The following is a 16,819-nucleotide window of genomic DNA, read 5'->3' as shown; positions in this document are numbered from 1 at the left end:
GACGAGCGCTTATTGGGCGTTCGTCGCGGCCTCCGCCCCGTTGGTTTCGGCGGCGTTGTCGGCCGGAACCGCGCTGTCGTCCATCACCATATTGTCGCTGGCACCGGCCGCATCGACGGCCGTCACGTCGTTCACCGAACCTTCCATCGAGGATTCGGCGGTGTTGGTGTCGACGACCGTGCTGGTGGTTTCCTTGCTGCCGCCGCAGGCGGAAACGAGAAGCGCGCCGGCAACGGCCGCCCCGATGGTCAGCTTGGAAAGAATATCGCGCATCAATGGCTCCTGGATGGTCGGGCTGGTTGTGGGATGGTGGTGGAGTAACGGGTCGCGGCCGGTGCCTCAAGCGTCGCGGCAGGGCTGGCAGAGCGAATCCAGGAAGGGATCGAGCCGGGCGGCGAGCGCTGCGTCGAATTCGGCCATGGGCACGGCACGGCCGAGGGCGGCCATGCTGGTGACGGGGAATTCGGCGATCCCGCAGGGCACGATCCCGCCGAAATGGGAGAGGTCGGGCGCGATGTTGACGGCGAAGCCATGATAGGTGACCCAGCGCGTCACCCGCACGCCGATGGCGCCGATCTTTGCTTCCCGGCCATCGGGATCGTCCACCCAGATGCCGATGCGGCCTTCGGCGCGGCGCGCGGCGACGCCGAAATCGCCCAGCGTATCGATCAGCCAGCCTTCGAGCTGGTGGACGAAGCGGCGCACGTCCCTGCCGCGCGCGGCAAGGTTTATCATCGCATAGCCGACCCGCTGGCCCGGCCCGTGATAGGTGTAGCGCCCGCCGCGCCCGGCGCGGAACACGGGGAACTGATCGCCGGCCAGAAGCTCGGCCGGATCGGCGCTGGTGCCGGCCGTATAGAGCGGCGGATGTTCCACCAGCCAGATCTGCTCGCCCGCATCGCCGGCGGCGATCGCGGCGACGCGCGCCTCCATCGCCGCCAGCGCGACGGGATAGGGGGTGAGGCCGGCGGATACGTTCCATTCGATGGCGGCAGGCCATTCGACGGCGGGCGTGGCATGGTTCATCCGCCCCAATTGGGATGCGTGCAATAAAGGATCAAGGCCCGATTGCATGGCCGTGCCCCCGCCCTGTAGAGGGTGCTGGCCGGCATAGTCGCTATCGCCATCGCCGGTCGTGGAGCATGCATGGCCTTATCGATTACCGCAGCCTGGGATGATGCCCGCCGCTTCGTTGCGCGGGAGGCTGGGCTGCTGGTGCCCGTGGCGCTGACGCTGCTGGTGGTGCCCGGCGCGCTGGTGGAACTGGCGATGCCCGCGCGGGTGGAAGGCGGGACGCCGGCCGGCCCCTGGGTGCTGGCGCTGCCGATCCTCTTCCTGTCGACGCTGCTCGCCTCGCTCACGATATCGCGGCTGGCGCTTGGCGGCGGCGTTTCGGTGGGGGAGGCGCTGGGCCATGCGGCGCGGCGGTTGCCGGTGGCGATCGGTGCCAGCCTGATCCTGGCGTTCGCGGCGATGCTGGCCTTCATGCCGGTCGCCCCGCTGCTGCCCGGCCAGGGCGGGCCGCCGCAGATGGGCGGCGGCGCCGCGCTGCTGCTGATGCTTTATATGCTGGCGCTGCTGGCGGCCGTGTTCTTCGTCGGCATCCGCTTGCTGCTGGTGAACGTGGTGATCGTGGCGGAGCCGGTGGGCGTGCTGCCGGCGCTGCGGCGCAGCTTCGCCTTGACCAAAGGGTATTTCCCCAAGCTGGCGGGCGTGATGCTGCTGTTCGCCATCGGCAGCCTGCTGATCGGCGGCGCGGCATCGCTGGCGGGCGGGGCGGTGCTGATCGGGCTGGGCAAGCTGCTGGGGCTGGAGGCGATCGGGCGCCTGCTGCTGGCGCTGCTTTCCGGCTGCGTCAGCGCGGTGCTTTCCGTCTATTTCGTCACGACGCTGACGATGATCTATCGCCGGCTGACGGGGCCGGACCTGGCGCGGCTGTTCGATTAAGCGGGATCGGGCGCGATCAGGGGCACATGCGGCGCCGCGTCGCGCGGCAGCAGCCCGGCGATGCGGGGATCGGCGAAGGTTTCGACCGCCAGCGCATAGGGCGTGAAGCCGGACCTGCGATAGAAAGCCAGCGCGCCGGGATGATCGAGCGTGCAGGTGTGCACCCACATCCGCTCCACCCCCGCGCGCCATCCCATCGCCAGCGCGTTGGCCATCAGCCAGTGGCCATGCCCCTGGCCGGCAAGATCGGGCACGAGGCCGAGAAAGGCGATCTCGCATTCGCCGGGCCTGCGGAAGTCCAGTTCCAGCATGCCCACCTCGATCCCGCGGGGATCGGCGACGGCGAACAGCTCCACGGCCGGATCGGCGAGGATCGCGGCCAGTTCCTCCTCGGCCATGGCCAGCCGCGAAAACCACAGCCATGGCGATCCCACCCGGCGGAACAGCGTCCGATAGGCGTCGTTGGTCGGGGCCGTCCAGCGGACGAGACGGAGAGGCGAGGCCGGCATCGGCGCGGGCCGAGGCCGGGCACGCATCTCCAGCGACGTGACGACGGCTGCGAGCTGACCCGCCGGCAGCGGATCGAGCGGCATCGCGCTCAGGCCCAGGTGGCGACGGGCGGCAGGCTCATCAGGATCGCATCGATATTGCCGCCGGTCTTGAGCCCGAACAGGGTGCCGCGATCATAGACCAGGTTGAATTCGGCATAGCGGCCCCGATAGGCGAGCAGCCGTTCGCGATCCTCGGCGCTGGCCGGATCGTGCATCCGGCGGCGGGCGATGCGGGGGAAGATATCGAGAAATGCCTCGCCCACATCGCGGGTGAAGGCGAAGTTCGCTTCGAAATCGCCTTCGAGATGATCGTAGAAGATGCCGCCCACGCCGCGATGCACCTTGCGGTGGGGGATATAGAAATAATCGTCCGCCCACTGCTTGAAGCGGGGATAATAATCCGCGTCATGCGCATCGCAGGCGGCCTTCAGCCGGGCGTGGAAATCGGCGGTATCGGCATCGTTGGGGATGGGCGGATTGAGATCCGCGCCGCCGCCGAACCAGCGCCTGGTCGTCACCAGGAAGCGGGTGTTCATGTGGACGGCGGGCACATGCGGATTGGCCATGTGCGCGACGAGGCTGATGCCGGTCGCGAAAAAACCGGGATTTTCGGCGGCGCCGTGGATGGTCCTGGCGAATTCAGGCGCGAATTCGCCGCCGACGGTGGAGACGTTGACGCCCACCTTTTCGAAAACGCGCCCCTTCATCACGCCCTGGACGCCACCGCCGCCTTCGGCCTCGGGATCGCCATCGCGATTCCAGGGGGTGTATTGGAAGGCGGCATCGCTGCCGGCCTCGCGCTCGATGGCTTCGAATTCGGCGCAGATGCGGTCACGCAGCGATTCGAACCAGGCGCGCGCGGCCGCCTGTTCGGCATCGAGTTCGATCATTCCGGAAAGCTCCCGTTCTGGCGAATGGCTTCGGCGAGCGCGATGCCAGCCGAGACCGCGACATTCAAGGACCGGAATCCCGGCCGCATCGGAATCCTGACGGCCAGGCCCGCCGCTTCGTGGACATGATCGGGAACGCCGGCGCTTTCGGACCCCATCAGCAGGATATCATTTGGCAGGAATCGCGCCTCGGGCAGGCGGACGGCGGCTTTGGTGGTCAGCAGCACGATGCGGCCCGCGGTGGCGGCCCGGAACGCATCCCAGTCCGCATGGCGGGCGATATCGGCGCTGGCGGCATAATCCATGCCCGCGCGCCGGAGGCCGCGTTCGGAAAAGGGAAAACCGCAGGGCTCGATGATGTCCACGGGCACGCCGAAACAGGCGCCCAGGCGCAGAATGGTGCCGACATTGCCCGCGATGTCGGGCTGGAACAGAGCGATCCGCATGCGCCCCGCTAGGCGAATATGTCCCGGCCGGGCAAGAGTGCGCAAAATGCTGTTGGCAAAGAGTGCTATGCGACGCTATCAGCGCCCGAACCGCTGGGGGATAATAACAGGCGGTCGCGTCTAAGGGGTGGTCGCCAACGGTGGTTGCCTTGCGGGCGCTTATTTCGTGGCAGCGCAAGGGTTCCGGAATGGCGACGCTCGAACAAGTACAACCAACAGACGTGCCTGAAGGCGAAGGCGTTCGGCGTCGCGACTTCATAAACGTCGCCGCCGTCAGCTTCGCTGGCGTGGGCGCGGTCGCGGTGGCTTTGCCGCTGATCAATCAGATGAATCCGTCGGCGGACGTGCTGGCGCTGGCCTCCATCGAGGTCGACGTGTCCAAGATCGCCGAAGGACAGGCGATCAAGACGATCTTCCGCAAGCAGCCGCTCTTCATCCGTCACCTGACGGCCAAGGAGATCGCGGAGGCCAATGCCGTTCCCGTCGACAGCCTGCGCGATCCGCAGACGCTGGCGGAACGGACCAAGGCGGGCAAGGAGCAGTGGCTCATCACCATGGGCGTCTGCACCCATCTCGGCTGCGTGCCGCTGGGCGCGGGCGAGGGTGAGAATCGCGGCGAGTTCGGCGGTTATTTCTGCCCCTGCCACGGTTCGCACTACGACACCGCCGCCCGTATTCGGAAAGGCCCCGCGCCCAAGAACCTCCAGGTTCCCGAATATGCGTTCAAGTCCGACACCGTCGTGCAGATCGGCTGAGGTGATTTGAAATGAGTTTTCCCTGGGCAAATCATTACGCGCCGAAGCATCCGGTGATGCAGTGGATCGACGATCGCCTGCCGCTGCCCCGCCTCGTCTATAACGCGGTGGGCGCCGGCTATCCGGTGCCGCGCAACCTCAATTATTTCTGGAACTTCGGCGTGCTCGCGGGTGCGGCGCTCGCCATCCAGATCATCACCGGCGTCGTGCTCGCCATGCACTATGCGGCGAACGGCGACATCGCCTTCGCGTCGGTCGAACATATCATGCGCGACGTGAATTCAGGCTGGATGCTGCGCTATGCGCACGCCAACGGCGCCAGCTTCTTCTTCATCGTCGTCTATCTCCATATCTTCCGCGGCCTTTTCTACGGGTCCTACAAGGCCCCGCGCGAGATGGTGTGGCTGCTCGGCCTCGTCATCTTCCTGCTGATGATGGCCACCGCCTTCATGGGCTATGTGCTCCCCTGGGGGCAGATGAGCTTCTGGGGTGCCAAGGTGATCACCGGCTTGTTCGGTGCGATCCCGCTGGTGGGCGAGCCGATCCAGACGTGGCTGCTCGGCGGCTTCGCGCCGGATAACGCCGCACTCAACCGCTTCTTCTCGCTGCACTATCTGCTGCCGTTCGTGATCGCCGCCGTGGTGATCCTGCACATCTGGGCGCTGCACATTCCGGGTTCCTCGAACCCGACCGGCATCGATGTGAAGGGGCCGCAGGATACGGTGCCGTTCCACCCTTATTACACGGCCAAGGACGGCTTCGGGCTGGGCGTGTTCCTGATCATCTTCGCGATCATGCTGTTCTTCGCGCCGAACTATCTCGGCCACCCGGACAATTATATCGCGGCGAACCCGCTTTCGACGCCCGCGCACATCGTGCCCGAATGGTATTTCTGGCCGTTCTACGCGATCCTGCGCGCCTTCACGGTGGATTTCATCCTGCCGGCGAAGCTGTGGGGCGTGCTGGCGATGTTCAGCGCCATCCTGCTGCTGTTCTTCCTGCCGTGGCTGGACAAGTCGCCGGTCCGTTCGGGCAATTACCGCCCGACGTTCAAGATGTTCTTCTGGATTCTCGTGCTGGACGTCCTCGTCCTCGGCTATTGCGGCGGCGCGCCGGCGGAAGAACCCTATGTGATGATCTCGCAGCTCGCGGCGGCTTATTATTTCGCCCACTTCCTGATCATCCTGCCGATCATCTCGCGCATCGAGCGGCCGCTGCCGCTGCCGGGTTCGATCACCGAGGCGGTGCTCGCGAAGCATGGCGAAGTCGCCGGCGACGCGCAGGCCGTGGCCGCGGAATAAGGGGTAACGATAATGGTCCGTCCCATCGGTGCCCTCGTCGGGCTGGGTTTTGCATTCGTCCTGCTCTTCTCGCTGGTCGTCGGCGCGGTGAACTTCATCAAGGAGCCGCCCGCCGCCACCGCCGAGCATGAGTTCCACCTCCATCCCAAGCCGCTGGCGCTGGCGAGCAACGGTCCGCTGGGCCGGTTCGATCGCCAGCAGCTCCAGCGCGGCTTCCAGGTCTACAAGGAAGTCTGCGCTGCCTGCCACTCGCTGAAATATGTGTCGTTCCGCGACCTGCACGAAATCGGCTTCACCGAAGCTGAGGTGAAAGCGATCGCGAAGCAGTGGGCCATCGAAGTGCCTTCGGTGAACCCGGACACGGGCGAGCCCGCCACGCGCAAGGCCGAGGCGGCCGACAAGTTCCCCACGCCCTATCCCAACGAGGTTGCGGCGCGTGCGGCGAACAACAACGCGCTGCCGCCGGATCTGTCGCTGATGACCAAGGCCCGCCATGACGGTGCCGCCTATGTCCATTCGCTGCTGACCGGGTATCAGGACCAGCCGGCGGAACTGCTGAAGAAGTTCCCGGATTCCAAGACCGGCACGGGGCTGCACTACAACCCCTATTTCGCGAACCTGAACATCGCGATGCCGCCCCCGCTGGTGGCGGACGGCCAGGTCACCTATGCCGATGGCACTCCGGCGACCGTGGACCAGATGGCGCAGGACGTTTCGGCCTTCCTCGTCTGGACGGCGGAGCCGAAGCTGGAGAGCCGCCACCGCACCGGCGTTGCCGTGGTGATCTTCCTGCTGATCGCCACCGGGCTGGCCTTCATGGCCTACCGGAACGTCTGGTCGGGCATCAAGCACTGAGGATGAGCGGGCGGCCGGGTTCCGGTCGCCCGCCATTCAGGCCGGTTTCGGCCGGATCGAGATTGTCGGCGGGGGCGGCCTGGAGGCTGCTCCCGCCGATTTCGTTTGGGCAAAGATGACCGTAGCGGGGCTATGCCATAAGCGGTCGCTGCCTTATCAACCGTGATGCCAACCACGGGAACCGCTGCATGACCGATACCGCCAATGCCGATCTGGCCGCGCTGATCCGCACCATTCCCGATTTCCCGAAGCCCGGTATCCAGTTCCGCGACATCACCACGCTGCTGCTGAATGCCGAAGGGCTGGCCGCGACCATCGACCGGCTGGCGACGATGCATGACGGGCCGTTCGATCTGGTCGCGGGCATCGAGGCGCGCGGCTTCATCTTCGGTGCGGCGGTGGCGCAGAGATTGGGAACGGGGCTGCTGCTGATCCGCAAGAACGGCAAGCTGCCGGGGCGGACGGTGGGTGTCGACTATGCGCTGGAATATGGCGAGGATCGCATCGAGATGCATGCCGACGCGGTGGTGCCGGGATGCCGGGTGCTGCTGGTCGACGACCTGATCGCGACGGGCGGGACGGCGCTGGCGGCGATCCGGCTGCTCCGCAAGGCGGGCGCGATGGTGGGCGGCGCGGGCTTCGTGATCGACCTGCCCGATCTGGGCGGCGTGGCGAAGATCGAGGCCGAGGGCGTGCCGGTCGGGGCGCTGGTGGCGTTCGACGGCGATTGACGGGGTTTCCGCCGAGGGCGGGTTGCGCACGGCCGTCCGCAAGGGAAAGGCGCGCGCTCCTTTCGGAACGCGCGCCTTAGACTTTCGAGAAAGATCAGAACTTTACGCTGGCGCCCAGCGAGAAGCTGCGGCCGATGTCGTAGCGGTTGAGGTAGATGCGCGCCGCATCCGACTGCTGATATTCCTGATATTTGGTGGCGGTGAGGTTGCGCGCCTCGGCCTTGATCTCGACGGTGGAGCCGAGGAAGTTCACTTCCTCGCGCGCGACCAGATCGAAGCGCAGGCCGGGCTTTTCCACGATATCGGGCTGGCGTGCCTCGCCCTGGATCGGGCCGCGATTGGTGACGCGCTTGCTGGCATAGGTGATCATCAGCGTCTGCTGCGAGATCTTGTCCGTGCTTTCGAAGCCGATCTGCAGGTTGGCGATGTGATCGGACTGGCCGGTAAGCGGAGCGCCATCCCGGAACAGCAGGTTGGCCGCGATCTGATCCTGCTGCGGGCCATAGACGATCTGGTCGCCGACCTTCAGCTTGGAATGGGTGTAGGTGTAGTTGGCCGCGACCAGCAGGCGCCGCGAGGCCCAGAAATCCGCGCTGCCGAACACGGGCTCAAGCGGGAAATATTTCTGAAGCTCGATCTCGCCGCCGTAGAGCTGCGCTTCGGGCGCGTTGGCGAAGCCGGTGCGGAGCGCGCCGCCGCCAGCGAAGAAGGCCACGGTTTCGATCGGATTGTCGATCTTCTTGTAGAAACCGGCCACCGTCACCCGCTCGCCCCGGCCGAAATAATATTCGTAGCGGGCCTCGGCATTGGTGAGCTTGCTGTCCACCAGGCGAGGGTTGCCGGTGAACTGGCGATCGGATTCATAATCCTGATAGAGCTGCTCGGCGAGCTCGCGGAACTGAGGCCGGGCGATCGTCTTCGATCCCGCGATGCGAAGCTGCATGTCCTCCGCGAAGTTCCAGGTGATCGTGGCCGCCGGCAGGAAATAATCCTTCTTGAGGTTGGTCTGCACCAGCCCTTCGCCGATCGGCCGCACGGTTTCCTTGGCATCTTCGTAGCGCACGCCGGCGGTTGCCGACAGGCCGGGGAGGAATTCCGCCTCCGCCTGCAGATAGCCGGCGTTGATCTCCAGCCCGGCATCATAAGCGGCCGCGCCCTGCGAGGAGGAGACGTCGCGCAGCTGGATGTTGTAGGTGTAGATATTATAGTCCGACACCAGATAGTCGGGCCGTTCCTGCGCCACCGCCAACGGCAAAGCGCCATCCGGCCGGAAATATTGATATTGGTAGCGCGAGGAGCTGCGGTCCGTCTTGGTATAGGCGTAGCCGGCCGAGACCTTCGCCTTCAGCGCGGTCGGCAGCTGATAGGTGACGTCGCCCGCGGCGGCATAGACATTCTCGTTGAGGTCGCTGAAGGCGATGTCCGCGCTCTGCCCGCCCGAGGCGAGGTTGTTGATATAATCGTGCGCGGTGTTGTTGTAGGTGTAGCTGAAGCCGCGCTCATAAGGCGACTTGCGCTTGGAGTTGGCATAGGTGCCGCGCAGGTCGACATCGAAATTGCCGAACTTGAATTCGCCGACAAGCTGGGTGTCGATGAGTTGGCGTTCGAACCAGTAGGTGTTCTGCTTGATCAGCGGATCGGGTTGGCCCGCGACCGGATCGGAGACGTTGCGGTCGAAGCCGGACGACAGGCGGCCCTGCTTCAGCACGTCGCGGATGTAGAGGTTGGTCCAGCGGATCGCCTGGCCGTCGCCGAATTCGTAGCCAAGGCCGAGCAGGCCGTTCAGCAGCACGCGGTTTTCGGTGATGACGGTGTTGAAATTGGTTTGCGGCGTGCCGGCGAGCTCCGGATCGAGCGAGCTCTGCTGCAGCACGTCGCGCGTGCGCCAGCTGTTGCTGTAGGAGGCCGCGGCGATCAGGCCGAGTTGCCCGCCGGCCGTATCCCAGGACTTGCCGCCCGACAGATCGAACGAGAAGTTGGCGGGAATATCGCCGTTGCGCTGCAGGAGCGTGGTGGGCGCATTGATGAGGCTGGAGGCGAAGCCCTGCAGCTCCGCCGTGGTGTAGTTGCCGCCGTTGATCGGCTTGCCGCTCTTGATCGCCTGCTTGATGCCGTCGGGCACGTCGCGATTGCCGCTGTCGAAGCCGATCCAGTCGGTGCTCGATCCGTAATAGGTGTAGCCGAGCTTGCCGGTGGTCTCGGTATTCGCGCCGACGCTGGCGCCGAATTCCAGGAAGGGCTTGGTGGGCACGGCCTTGGTGGTGAGGTTGATCACGCCGCCGCCGAATTCGCCCGGATAGTTCACCGAATAGCTTTTCTGGACGAGCGCCGAGGAAAGCACGTTGGTCGGGAAGATATCGAGCGGAACCACGCGCTTCAGCGGCTCGGGCGAGGGCAGGGGGGAGCCGTTGAGAAGGGCGGCCGAATAACGATCGCCGAGGCCGCGCACATACACGTAACCGTTGCCGACGACGCTGAGGCCGGTCACGCGCTGGAGCGCGCCGGCGATGTCGCCTTCGCCGGTGCGGGCGATTTCAGCCGTCGAGAGGACGGAAACGACCTCGGGCGTGGCGCGGATCGGCTCCGGGATGTTGCGGCCGGTGACGACGATATCGCCCCCGCTGCCGCCGGGGATCGAGACTTCGACCTTCTCCTGCGGATCGGCCGCGCCCGTTGTCTGCGCCAGCGCGGAGGGCGCCACCAGCGCGGTGGTGAGCAGGAGCAGGCTGCCCATGGTGAGAGGTTTCGTCATATGTCCCCCGGAATCCCTGATAACGAGTGCGGGGCGGCGCCCATGCGGCCGCCGCCCCCGGTTCAGAAGGCGCGCCGGATCAGAGCGCGGTGCAGTTGCGGCTGCTGCTGCCGAACGAGACGTAGCTCGCGTTGCAGGTCCAGCCGGCATACCAGGTGTCGTTCGCGTCGCGGACGGCGCCGATATAGTTGGTGCGCTGGAAGAAGCTGCCGAGCGTGCTCGCGTCGAACGCGGTCACCGCCGCTTCGTTGGCGCCGTTGATGAAGACGTTCGTCAGCGTCGGCGTGTAATTGGCATTGTTGTTGGTGCCGCTGTTGAAGATCGTCTGGATTTCCGCCGCGGGCGTATCCGTCTCGTCACGGAACGGCGTGGGGCAGGACATCACGATCGAATGGAAGACCGGCGGGCCGGCTTCGTCCCTGGCCGGATCGGCGGGCTGGGTGGTCGATCCGCCCTGGCCGTCGATGTCGAGGCAGTTCCTGGTGCCGATGACGATGCCGTTCACCATCGTATAGTCGGTGCCGCCGCGCAGCAGGATGGTGTTTTCCCCCTGCACTTCGGAACGCTGGATGAAGGTGAAGTTGGCGAGGCGCGTATTTTGGCGCGGCGTGGCGTTTTCGTTGCCGTTCGAGTCCGCCTCGATCATCGAGTCGCCGTTATTGGCGTCGCGCTGCACGGCGATCACGAACTGGATGAAGCCCTTGTAGCCGAGGTCGGTATCGAGGCCGTCATCGTCCGCGCCGGTGATGACCAGATATTTCAGGTTCGGGCGGCCGCCGAAGATTTCGATGCCGTCGTCCGAGCTGTTGTGGATCTGGATGTGATCCAGCACCGTGCCCGAACCGACGCCGCCGAGGGTGAGGCCCTGAAGCTCGTTGCCCGGCGCGATCGCGAAGCCCGAATAGCGGATCTGGACATAGCGGAGCGTGCCGCTGTTGTCGTTCGCCGTGGCGCCGCCGTAGAGCGCGTTGGTGGTGCCTTCGACCACGTTCTGGCAGTCGACCGCGCCGCCGGTGGTGTTGGTGTTGCAATCGCTGATCGGCGCGCGGCCGAGCAGGACGACGCCGCCCCACAGGCCCTGGCTGCTGTCGGTCGCCGTGCCCTCGACGTTGGACCGCGAGGTGAAGATGATCGGATCGGTGGCCGATCCTTCGGCGAAGAGCTGGGAGCCGCGGTTCACGACGAGGAAGTCGTTGCCCGACGATCCGAAAATGGTCACGCCCGGTTCGACCGTGAGCACGGCGCTCTGGCCGCCGGTGCCCGCGCCGCCGACATCGGTGCCGACGTCGACGCGGCCCGAAAGCGAATAGACGAGGCCGTCGATCTTCCGAAGCAGCAGGTTCGAAGAGATGCGGCCCTGGAGCACGCAGTTGCGGAAACCGCTGATGATGCCGCCGTTGGTGGTGCCGGTGGGGCAATCGGTGGGCGTCGGGGTCGGCGTCGGCGTGGGAGTCGGCGTCGGGGTGGGCGTGGGGGTCGGAGTCGGCGTGGGCGTCACGATGACGCCGTCGCCCGGCGAGGCGACGTCGTCAGCGCCGCACGCGACCAGCGAAAGCGCGCTCCCCATGAGGAGGATGTTACGAAGATAGCTCATATTTGCCCCTCTGTGTTTGGCAGGCCGCCGGCTTTCCCCGAATCCGCCCCGTGGGATTCGACAGTGCCGATGCGAGGGTCGCCCTAGAGGGGTAAAATGATAGTAATATTACAGGGGATGAATGAGACGACCGAGAATATACATGAAATATATTTGAAATATCCTCGCCATCCGACGGTCATATTGTTGTCATGAAACTGCAATGAACCGCATGTTTACGGGTTGGTCGTTTCCAGTCTTGCCTCCATGGTCCGGTTGTTGCGCCGATATTCGAACGTCACCATCGGCGAGATTGCAATTTCGTTGGCGAGCTTGTTCACCTCATCCTCGCTCGCGAAGGCGCGGCCGTTGACGCCGACGATGACGTCACCGGGCCTGAGGCCGGCCCCGGCGAAGGCGGGCATGTTCACGCCTTCGCGGATGGTGAAGCCGGTAACGCGGCCGTCCGCCCTTTTCACGGGGGTCAGGCCGGTGCGGAAGGCGTTGGTCTGGGATGCGAGATCGGGCGGGGCGGCGGGCCTGGCCGGGCCGCCGAGCGAGGCGATGTCCGCGCCGGGCAGGGCGAGGCGGCTTTCCGTGCCGTTGGCGGAAAGCAAGATGGATTGCGGCTCGATCGCCTTCACGACCACGCCGGGCAGGACTTCCCGTCCGACGACGAAGCGTCCCTGCCTACCGCCGGGAAATTCGATGATCGCGGCACCCGTGGCGCTCGGCCCCATGACGCCGCGCAGGATCAGCCCCGATATATTGGCCGATGGCGCGGCGGGCGCGGGCTGGGGCTCCGGCATCGCGGGCGGGGGTGGCGCCTGGGGCTCGGCGGTGATCGGCGATGGCGCGGAGACGGCGGCCTCGCCGGAGTCGCCTTCCGGCGGCGCGGGGCGGATCAGCGCCACCAGCCCGGCCGACAGCAGCAGGCCCGCGCCGATCGCGATCATCCATTCGCGCGCGGAACCCTGGGCTTTCGCGCCGGCCATGGACGGTAGGAAACGTGTCGCCATGACGGGGCTTTATGGCGCCGATATTGCAGCGCCATGACATGGCGATGTCCGCGATCGCGGCTTATGGTGGCGGCATGCGTGATATCGAAACCATCCTGGTCCTGACGGGGGCCGGCATTTCGGCGGAGAGCGGGCTGGCCACGTTCCGGGGACCGGACGGGCTTTGGGAGGGGCATCGCGTCGAGGAAATCTGCACGCCCCAGGCGCTGGCGCGCAACCCGGCGCTTGTCCAGAATTTCTACGACATGCGGCGCGCGGCGCTGGCGAGGGTCGTGCCAAATGCCGCGCATCATGCGCTGGCGCGGCTCGATGCCGAATGGCCGGGCGAACTGCTGATCGTGACCCAGAATGTCGACGACCTGCACGAGCGGGCAGGAGCACGGCGGATGTTGCATATGCATGGCGAGCTGAAATCCGCGTTCTGCCGGGAATGCGGCGGGCGCGTGCGGTGGGAGGGGACGCTGGCCGACGGCCCGGCCTGTCCGTTATGCGGAGGCGAGGGTGCGCTGCGGCCCGACATCGTGTTCTTCGGGGAGATGCCCTACCAGATGGAGCGTATCGAGGAGGCGCTGGCGGAGGCCGACCTTTTCGTTTCGATCGGCACGTCGGGCGCGGTCTATCCGGCGGCCGGTTTCGTCCAGACCGCGCGCTATCGTGGCGCCGAGACGCTCGAGCTCAATCTCGACCCCTCGGCGGGAAGCCACATCTTTCATGAAAGCCGGGTCGGGCCGGCGGGCCTGCTGGTGCCCGAATGGGTCGACGAAATGCTGGGTCGCCGCGCCGCCGCGCCCGGCGGCTGATCGTGCCGATCAGCGGAGGCAGCGATCGAAGCCGCTCCGCTGGACCACGCCGATACGGGTGGCGATGCGGTTGCCGTGGCGGCGGGTGAAGCCGGTGGGGGCGACGGCCTCGCGCTTCTTGGGCAGCGGCAGCACCGCGGCGATGCGGGCGGCCTCCGTCGCGGTCAGATGCGAGGCATCGTGCCGGAAATAGCGCTGGGCGCCGGCATTGGCGCCATAGGTGCCGATGCCCGTTTCGGCGATGTTGAGATAGACCTCCATGATCCGTTTCTTGCCCCAGATCGTTTCGATCAGGACGGTGAACCAGGCTTCCAGCCCTTTTCGGAAATAGCCGCCGCCCTGCCACAGGAAGGCGTTTTTCGCAGTCTGCTGGCTGATCGTCGATCCGCCGCGGATACGGCCGCCATCGGCATTCTCCTTCATCGCCTGCTGGATGGCCTTGAAGTCGAAACCGTTGTGCGAGCAGAAATTCCAGTCCTCCCCGCCGATGGCGGCGCGCGCCATGTTCGGGTCCATCCGCGAAAGGCTCATCCAGTCCTTGTGGATGCCGCGCCCGTCCACCGCATTGCCGATCATCGTGAAGGTGACGGGGGGCGGCACGAACTTGTAGATGAGCACCCAAACCAGCGATCCGGCGACGAAGGCGATCGCCCCGCGGATGCTCCAGCGCAGGATGCGCCGGGGCCACGATGTCGTCGCCGGTTTCCGCTTGCGGCCTGTTCGTTTCGCCTTCGCCATCGCCGCCGCTTAGCGCCTCCGCCCGGAACGGAAAAGGCCCGGACGATGCCGGGCCTTTCCTTCATGGTACCGCTTGGTCGCGCCGTGGATCAGCGCACGATGGCGGGGTGCGGAATGCGCGGCGCGCCGAGCATCTCGCGATAGGAGGGCGGCGTCTTGCCATTATCCTGGATGCCGTAGATTTCGGCCTGCTCGGCGCCGATCACCGTCTGGCCGGAAAGCTCCATCCGCTTCGGATCGCGATGGATCGCAGCGATCACCCGGCCGGTGAATTCCGGCGTCTCGCCGATCTTGAGGAATTCGGTATATTGATCCGGCCGCTCATCGGCGGCGCGGCGGGTGCGTTCGGTGACGAGCGGACCCATCCACACCGCGACCGCGGCGACATCATGATCCTTCAGGTCGACGCCCATGTCGGCCGCGAACTTGTCCACGCCCGCCTTCTGCGCGCCATAGGCCGGGCCGTGCATGTAGCAGACGCTGCCGAAGGAGGAGGTGAAGGCGATCAGCGCGCCGCCGGTGCGGATCATCAGCGGCGTGGCATAGAAGCTGGCGACATATTGCGAGCGCAGGCCGACGTTCAGGATATCCACCAGCCCGAGCGGGCGTTCCCAGAAGCCGCCGGGGGTGATGAGCTGATCGTGGATATGGGCGACGTTGTTGACCAGGACGTCCAGCCGGCCATCCTCGGCCTCGATCCGCTTGAACAGCGCTTCGACCTGATCGTCCTTCGCGTGATCGACGGCGACGGCCACGGCTTCGCCGCCGGCGTCCTGGATTTCTTTGACGACGCTGTGGATGGTGCCGGGGAGATCGGCCGATCCCTCCTTGGTGGTGCGGCCGGTGACGTAGACCTTATATCCTTCCGCGCCCAGCGCCCGGGCGATGCCCGCGCCCGCGCCGCGACTCGCACCCGTGACGACCGCCACCTTGTCAGCCATATCCTGCCTCCTTCATTCGATGCCTTTTCGATCGGCCATCCAACATAGGAAATGCGTAACGTAAAGGCCAAATTGTTGCGCATATCTGTTTGTGGCTCGAATCGGCATGGGCGGCGCTCGCCCGCATTGCTCTTCGCGACCGCGCGAATCATATCATGTTGTGTTGACGACTTGCGTAGGCGGATGCTAGTTTCGCTACGAATAAGGTGAACCTGCCGGCGGGGGCAGTCGCCAGGCGGCGACACTGCCAAGGCGGGTTTCTTTTGGAGAGTTGGATGGCAACTGCATTGAATTCGAAAGGCTCCCAGGTGATTCCATCGGCTGAGGAGCTGATCGAGCGCGCCCGTGCGATGGTGCCGGCGCTGAAGGCCCGCGCGGCGCAGGCCACGGCCGAGTGCAAGGTGCCCGACGAGACCATCGCCGAGATGCAGGCGGCCGGCTTCTTCCGCATCCTCCAGCCCAAGCGCTGGGGCGGTTACGAGATGCATCCCAACGTCTTCTTCGAGGTGCAGAAGCTGCTGGCGCAGGGCTGCATGTCGACGGGCTGGGTCTATGGCGTCGTCGGCGGCCATCCTTATGAGCTGGCGCTGTTCCACAACCAGGCGCAGGTGGACGTGTGGGGCGAGGATGATAGCATCCTCGTATCCTCTTCCTACCAGCCGGTCGGCAAGGTGGAGCGGGCGGAGGGCGGCTTCTACCTGTCGGGTCGCTGGGGCTTTTCCTCGGGCAGCGAGCATTGCCAGTGGGTGCTGCTGGGCGCGATGATCCCGCCGCTCAACGCCGGCGATCCGCCGGACATGCGGACCTTCCTGGTCCCCCGCAGCGATTATGCGATCGATCGCACCTGGGACGTGTTCGGCCTGCAGGGCACCGGCAGCCACGACATCGTCGTCGAGCGCGCCTTCGTGCCCGATTATCGCACGCACAAATCGTCCGACGGCTTCCTCTGCACCAATCCGGGACAGAAGGAGAATGACGCGCCGCTGTTCCGCCTGCCCTGGGCGCAGGTGTTCCTGCGGCTGGTCTCGTCCTCCGCGCTGGGCGGCACCCGCGCGGCGATCGATGCGGCGCTGCAGATCACCAAGGATCGCGTTTCGACCAACACGGGCAAGGCTTCCAAGAGCGATCCCGTGCTGCTGAACGCCATCGCCAAGGCCTATGCGCAGCTCGACGAGATGGAGCTGACCCTCCGCCGCAACTTCGACGATCTGATCGCGGTCGCGGAGACGGGCGAGCCGATCCCGATGGATAAGCGCACCCTCTATCGCTACCAGTCGTCCAGCGTGGTGCGGCGGTGCGCTGATCTGGTCGACGACCTGATGCCGCTGCTGGGCGGACGCGCGATCTACAATAGCAGCCCGATCGTGCAGCCCTGGCTGGACCTCAATGCCGCGCGCGCGCACGTCGCCAACGATCCGAACAATATGGGGCCGGACCTGACGAACGGCCTGATGGGCGAGGGGCCGTCCTTCTTCTTCCTGTAAGGGTGGAGAAGGGCGTGGCCACGAGACCGATCGGGA

At 65.8% G+C, this 16,819-nt stretch carries 17 protein-coding genes; 7 read left to right on the top strand and 10 right to left on the bottom strand.

The annotated features are described in order from the left end of the window. Positions 1–9: 9 nt before the first annotated feature. Both G432_RS02095 and lipB read right to left on the bottom strand, forming a co-directional pair. Positions 10–273, bottom strand: coding sequence for a hypothetical protein (locus G432_RS02095; RefSeq protein ID WP_015457158.1), 264 nt, complete (start codon positions 271–273; stop codon positions 10–12). Between the two features lie 66 nt (positions 274–339). Continuing rightward, entirely contained in the window at positions 340–1,026 is a 687-nt protein-coding gene (gene lipB, locus G432_RS02090; RefSeq protein ID WP_015457157.1) for a lipoyl(octanoyl) transferase LipB, read from the bottom strand. Between the two features lie 120 nt (positions 1,027–1,146). Here lipB and G432_RS02085 point away from each other — a divergent pair, with 120 nt between their 5' ends. Beyond that, positions 1,147–1,947, top strand: a complete 801-nt coding sequence (locus G432_RS02085) for a hypothetical protein (RefSeq protein WP_015457156.1) — start codon at positions 1,147–1,149, stop codon at positions 1,945–1,947. Here the strand turns inward: G432_RS02085 and G432_RS02080 are convergent. Genes G432_RS02080 through G432_RS02070 form a run of 3 tightly spaced genes read right to left on the bottom strand, consistent with a single transcriptional unit; the run spans position 1,944 to position 3,834 of the window. Continuing rightward, a complete protein-coding gene (locus G432_RS02080; protein WP_015457155.1) occupies positions 1,944–2,540 on the bottom strand; it encodes a GNAT family N-acetyltransferase in 597 nt (198 codons plus the stop codon). The two genes, G432_RS02085 and G432_RS02080, sit on opposite strands and share 4 nt — an antisense overlap. A 5-nt stretch (positions 2,541–2,545) precedes the next feature. Beyond that, positions 2,546–3,388 carry an oxygen-dependent coproporphyrinogen oxidase gene (hemF, locus tag G432_RS02075; protein ID WP_015457154.1) on the bottom strand — a complete coding sequence of 281 codons (843 nt, stop codon included), beginning with the start codon at positions 3,386–3,388 and terminating at the stop codon, positions 2,546–2,548. After that, on the bottom strand, positions 3,385–3,834 hold the full coding sequence (locus tag G432_RS02070) for a tRNA (cytidine(34)-2'-O)-methyltransferase (RefSeq protein ID WP_015457153.1): 450 nt from the start codon (positions 3,832–3,834) through the stop codon (positions 3,385–3,387). Before G432_RS02070 ends, hemF begins: the two co-directional genes overlap by 4 nt. 188 nt (positions 3,835–4,022) lie before the next feature. Here G432_RS02070 and petA point away from each other — a divergent pair, with 188 nt between their 5' ends. The 4 genes from petA to G432_RS02050 all read left to right on the top strand — a co-directional run bounded on the left by petA (position 4,023) and on the right by G432_RS02050 (position 7,476). Next, positions 4,023–4,589: a ubiquinol-cytochrome c reductase iron-sulfur subunit gene (petA, locus tag G432_RS02065; protein ID WP_041864759.1), complete on the top strand. Its 567-nt coding sequence runs from the start codon at positions 4,023–4,025 to the stop codon at positions 4,587–4,589. An 11-nt stretch (positions 4,590–4,600) separates the two neighbouring features. Beyond that, positions 4,601–5,890, top strand: a complete 1,290-nt coding sequence (locus G432_RS02060) for a cytochrome b (protein ID WP_015457151.1) — start codon at positions 4,601–4,603, stop codon at positions 5,888–5,890. A 12-nt stretch (positions 5,891–5,902) separates the two neighbouring features. Then, positions 5,903–6,745 carry a cytochrome c1 gene (locus G432_RS02055; RefSeq protein ID WP_015457150.1) on the top strand — a complete coding sequence of 281 codons (843 nt, stop codon included), beginning with the start codon at positions 5,903–5,905 and terminating at the stop codon, positions 6,743–6,745. 188 nt (positions 6,746–6,933) lie between these two features. Continuing rightward, complete coding sequence (locus G432_RS02050) at positions 6,934–7,476, top strand: adenine phosphoribosyltransferase (protein WP_015457149.1); 543 nt, start codon at positions 6,934–6,936, stop codon at positions 7,474–7,476. Positions 7,477–7,570: 94 nt separating this feature from the next. Here G432_RS02050 and G432_RS02045 read toward each other — a convergent pair whose 3' ends face one another. From G432_RS02045 to G432_RS02035, 3 genes are all read right to left on the bottom strand, one after another. Further along, positions 7,571–10,228, bottom strand: coding sequence for a TonB-dependent receptor domain-containing protein (locus G432_RS02045; protein WP_041864758.1), 2,658 nt, complete (start codon positions 10,226–10,228; stop codon positions 7,571–7,573). A 79-nt stretch (positions 10,229–10,307) separates the two neighbouring features. Then, positions 10,308–11,822, bottom strand: coding sequence for a hypothetical protein (locus G432_RS02040; protein WP_015457147.1), 1,515 nt, complete (start codon positions 11,820–11,822; stop codon positions 10,308–10,310). 215 nt (positions 11,823–12,037) lie between these two features. Beyond that, the gene (locus tag G432_RS02035; RefSeq protein WP_144061971.1) at positions 12,038–12,820 is read right to left on the bottom strand and encodes a type II secretion system protein N; all 783 of its coding nucleotides are present in this window, start codon (positions 12,818–12,820) and stop codon (positions 12,038–12,040) included. A 74-nt stretch (positions 12,821–12,894) separates the two neighbouring features. Between G432_RS02035 and G432_RS02030 the strand changes: the two genes are divergently transcribed. Continuing rightward, positions 12,895–13,620: an NAD-dependent deacylase gene (locus G432_RS02030; RefSeq protein WP_041865073.1), complete on the top strand. Its 726-nt coding sequence runs from the start codon at positions 12,895–12,897 to the stop codon at positions 13,618–13,620. A gap of 9 nt (positions 13,621–13,629) precedes the next feature. On the opposite strand, the gene mtgA is transcribed toward G432_RS02030, so the two are convergent. Continuing rightward, positions 13,630–14,358, bottom strand: coding sequence for a monofunctional biosynthetic peptidoglycan transglycosylase (gene mtgA / locus G432_RS02025; protein WP_015457144.1), 729 nt, complete (start codon positions 14,356–14,358; stop codon positions 13,630–13,632). A gap of 89 nt (positions 14,359–14,447) precedes the next feature. Continuing rightward, on the bottom strand, positions 14,448–15,299 hold the full coding sequence (locus G432_RS02020; RefSeq protein WP_015457143.1) for an SDR family NAD(P)-dependent oxidoreductase: 852 nt from the start codon (positions 15,297–15,299) through the stop codon (positions 14,448–14,450). Positions 15,300–15,574: 275 nt separating this feature from the next. Between G432_RS02020 and G432_RS02015 the strand changes: the two genes are divergently transcribed. Beyond that, positions 15,575–16,783, top strand: a complete 1,209-nt coding sequence (locus G432_RS02015) for an acyl-CoA dehydrogenase family protein (RefSeq protein ID WP_015457142.1) — start codon at positions 15,575–15,577, stop codon at positions 16,781–16,783. The last annotated feature ends 36 nt before the right edge of the window (positions 16,784–16,819 follow it).

This window comes from Sphingomonas sp. MM-1 (assembly GCF_000347675.2).
Classification (GTDB): Bacteria; Pseudomonadota; Alphaproteobacteria; order Sphingomonadales; family Sphingomonadaceae; genus Sphingomonas_E; species Sphingomonas_E fennica.
Note: the sequence above shows the minus strand (reverse complement) of the source record. Positions and strands in the feature narration are given on the sequence as shown.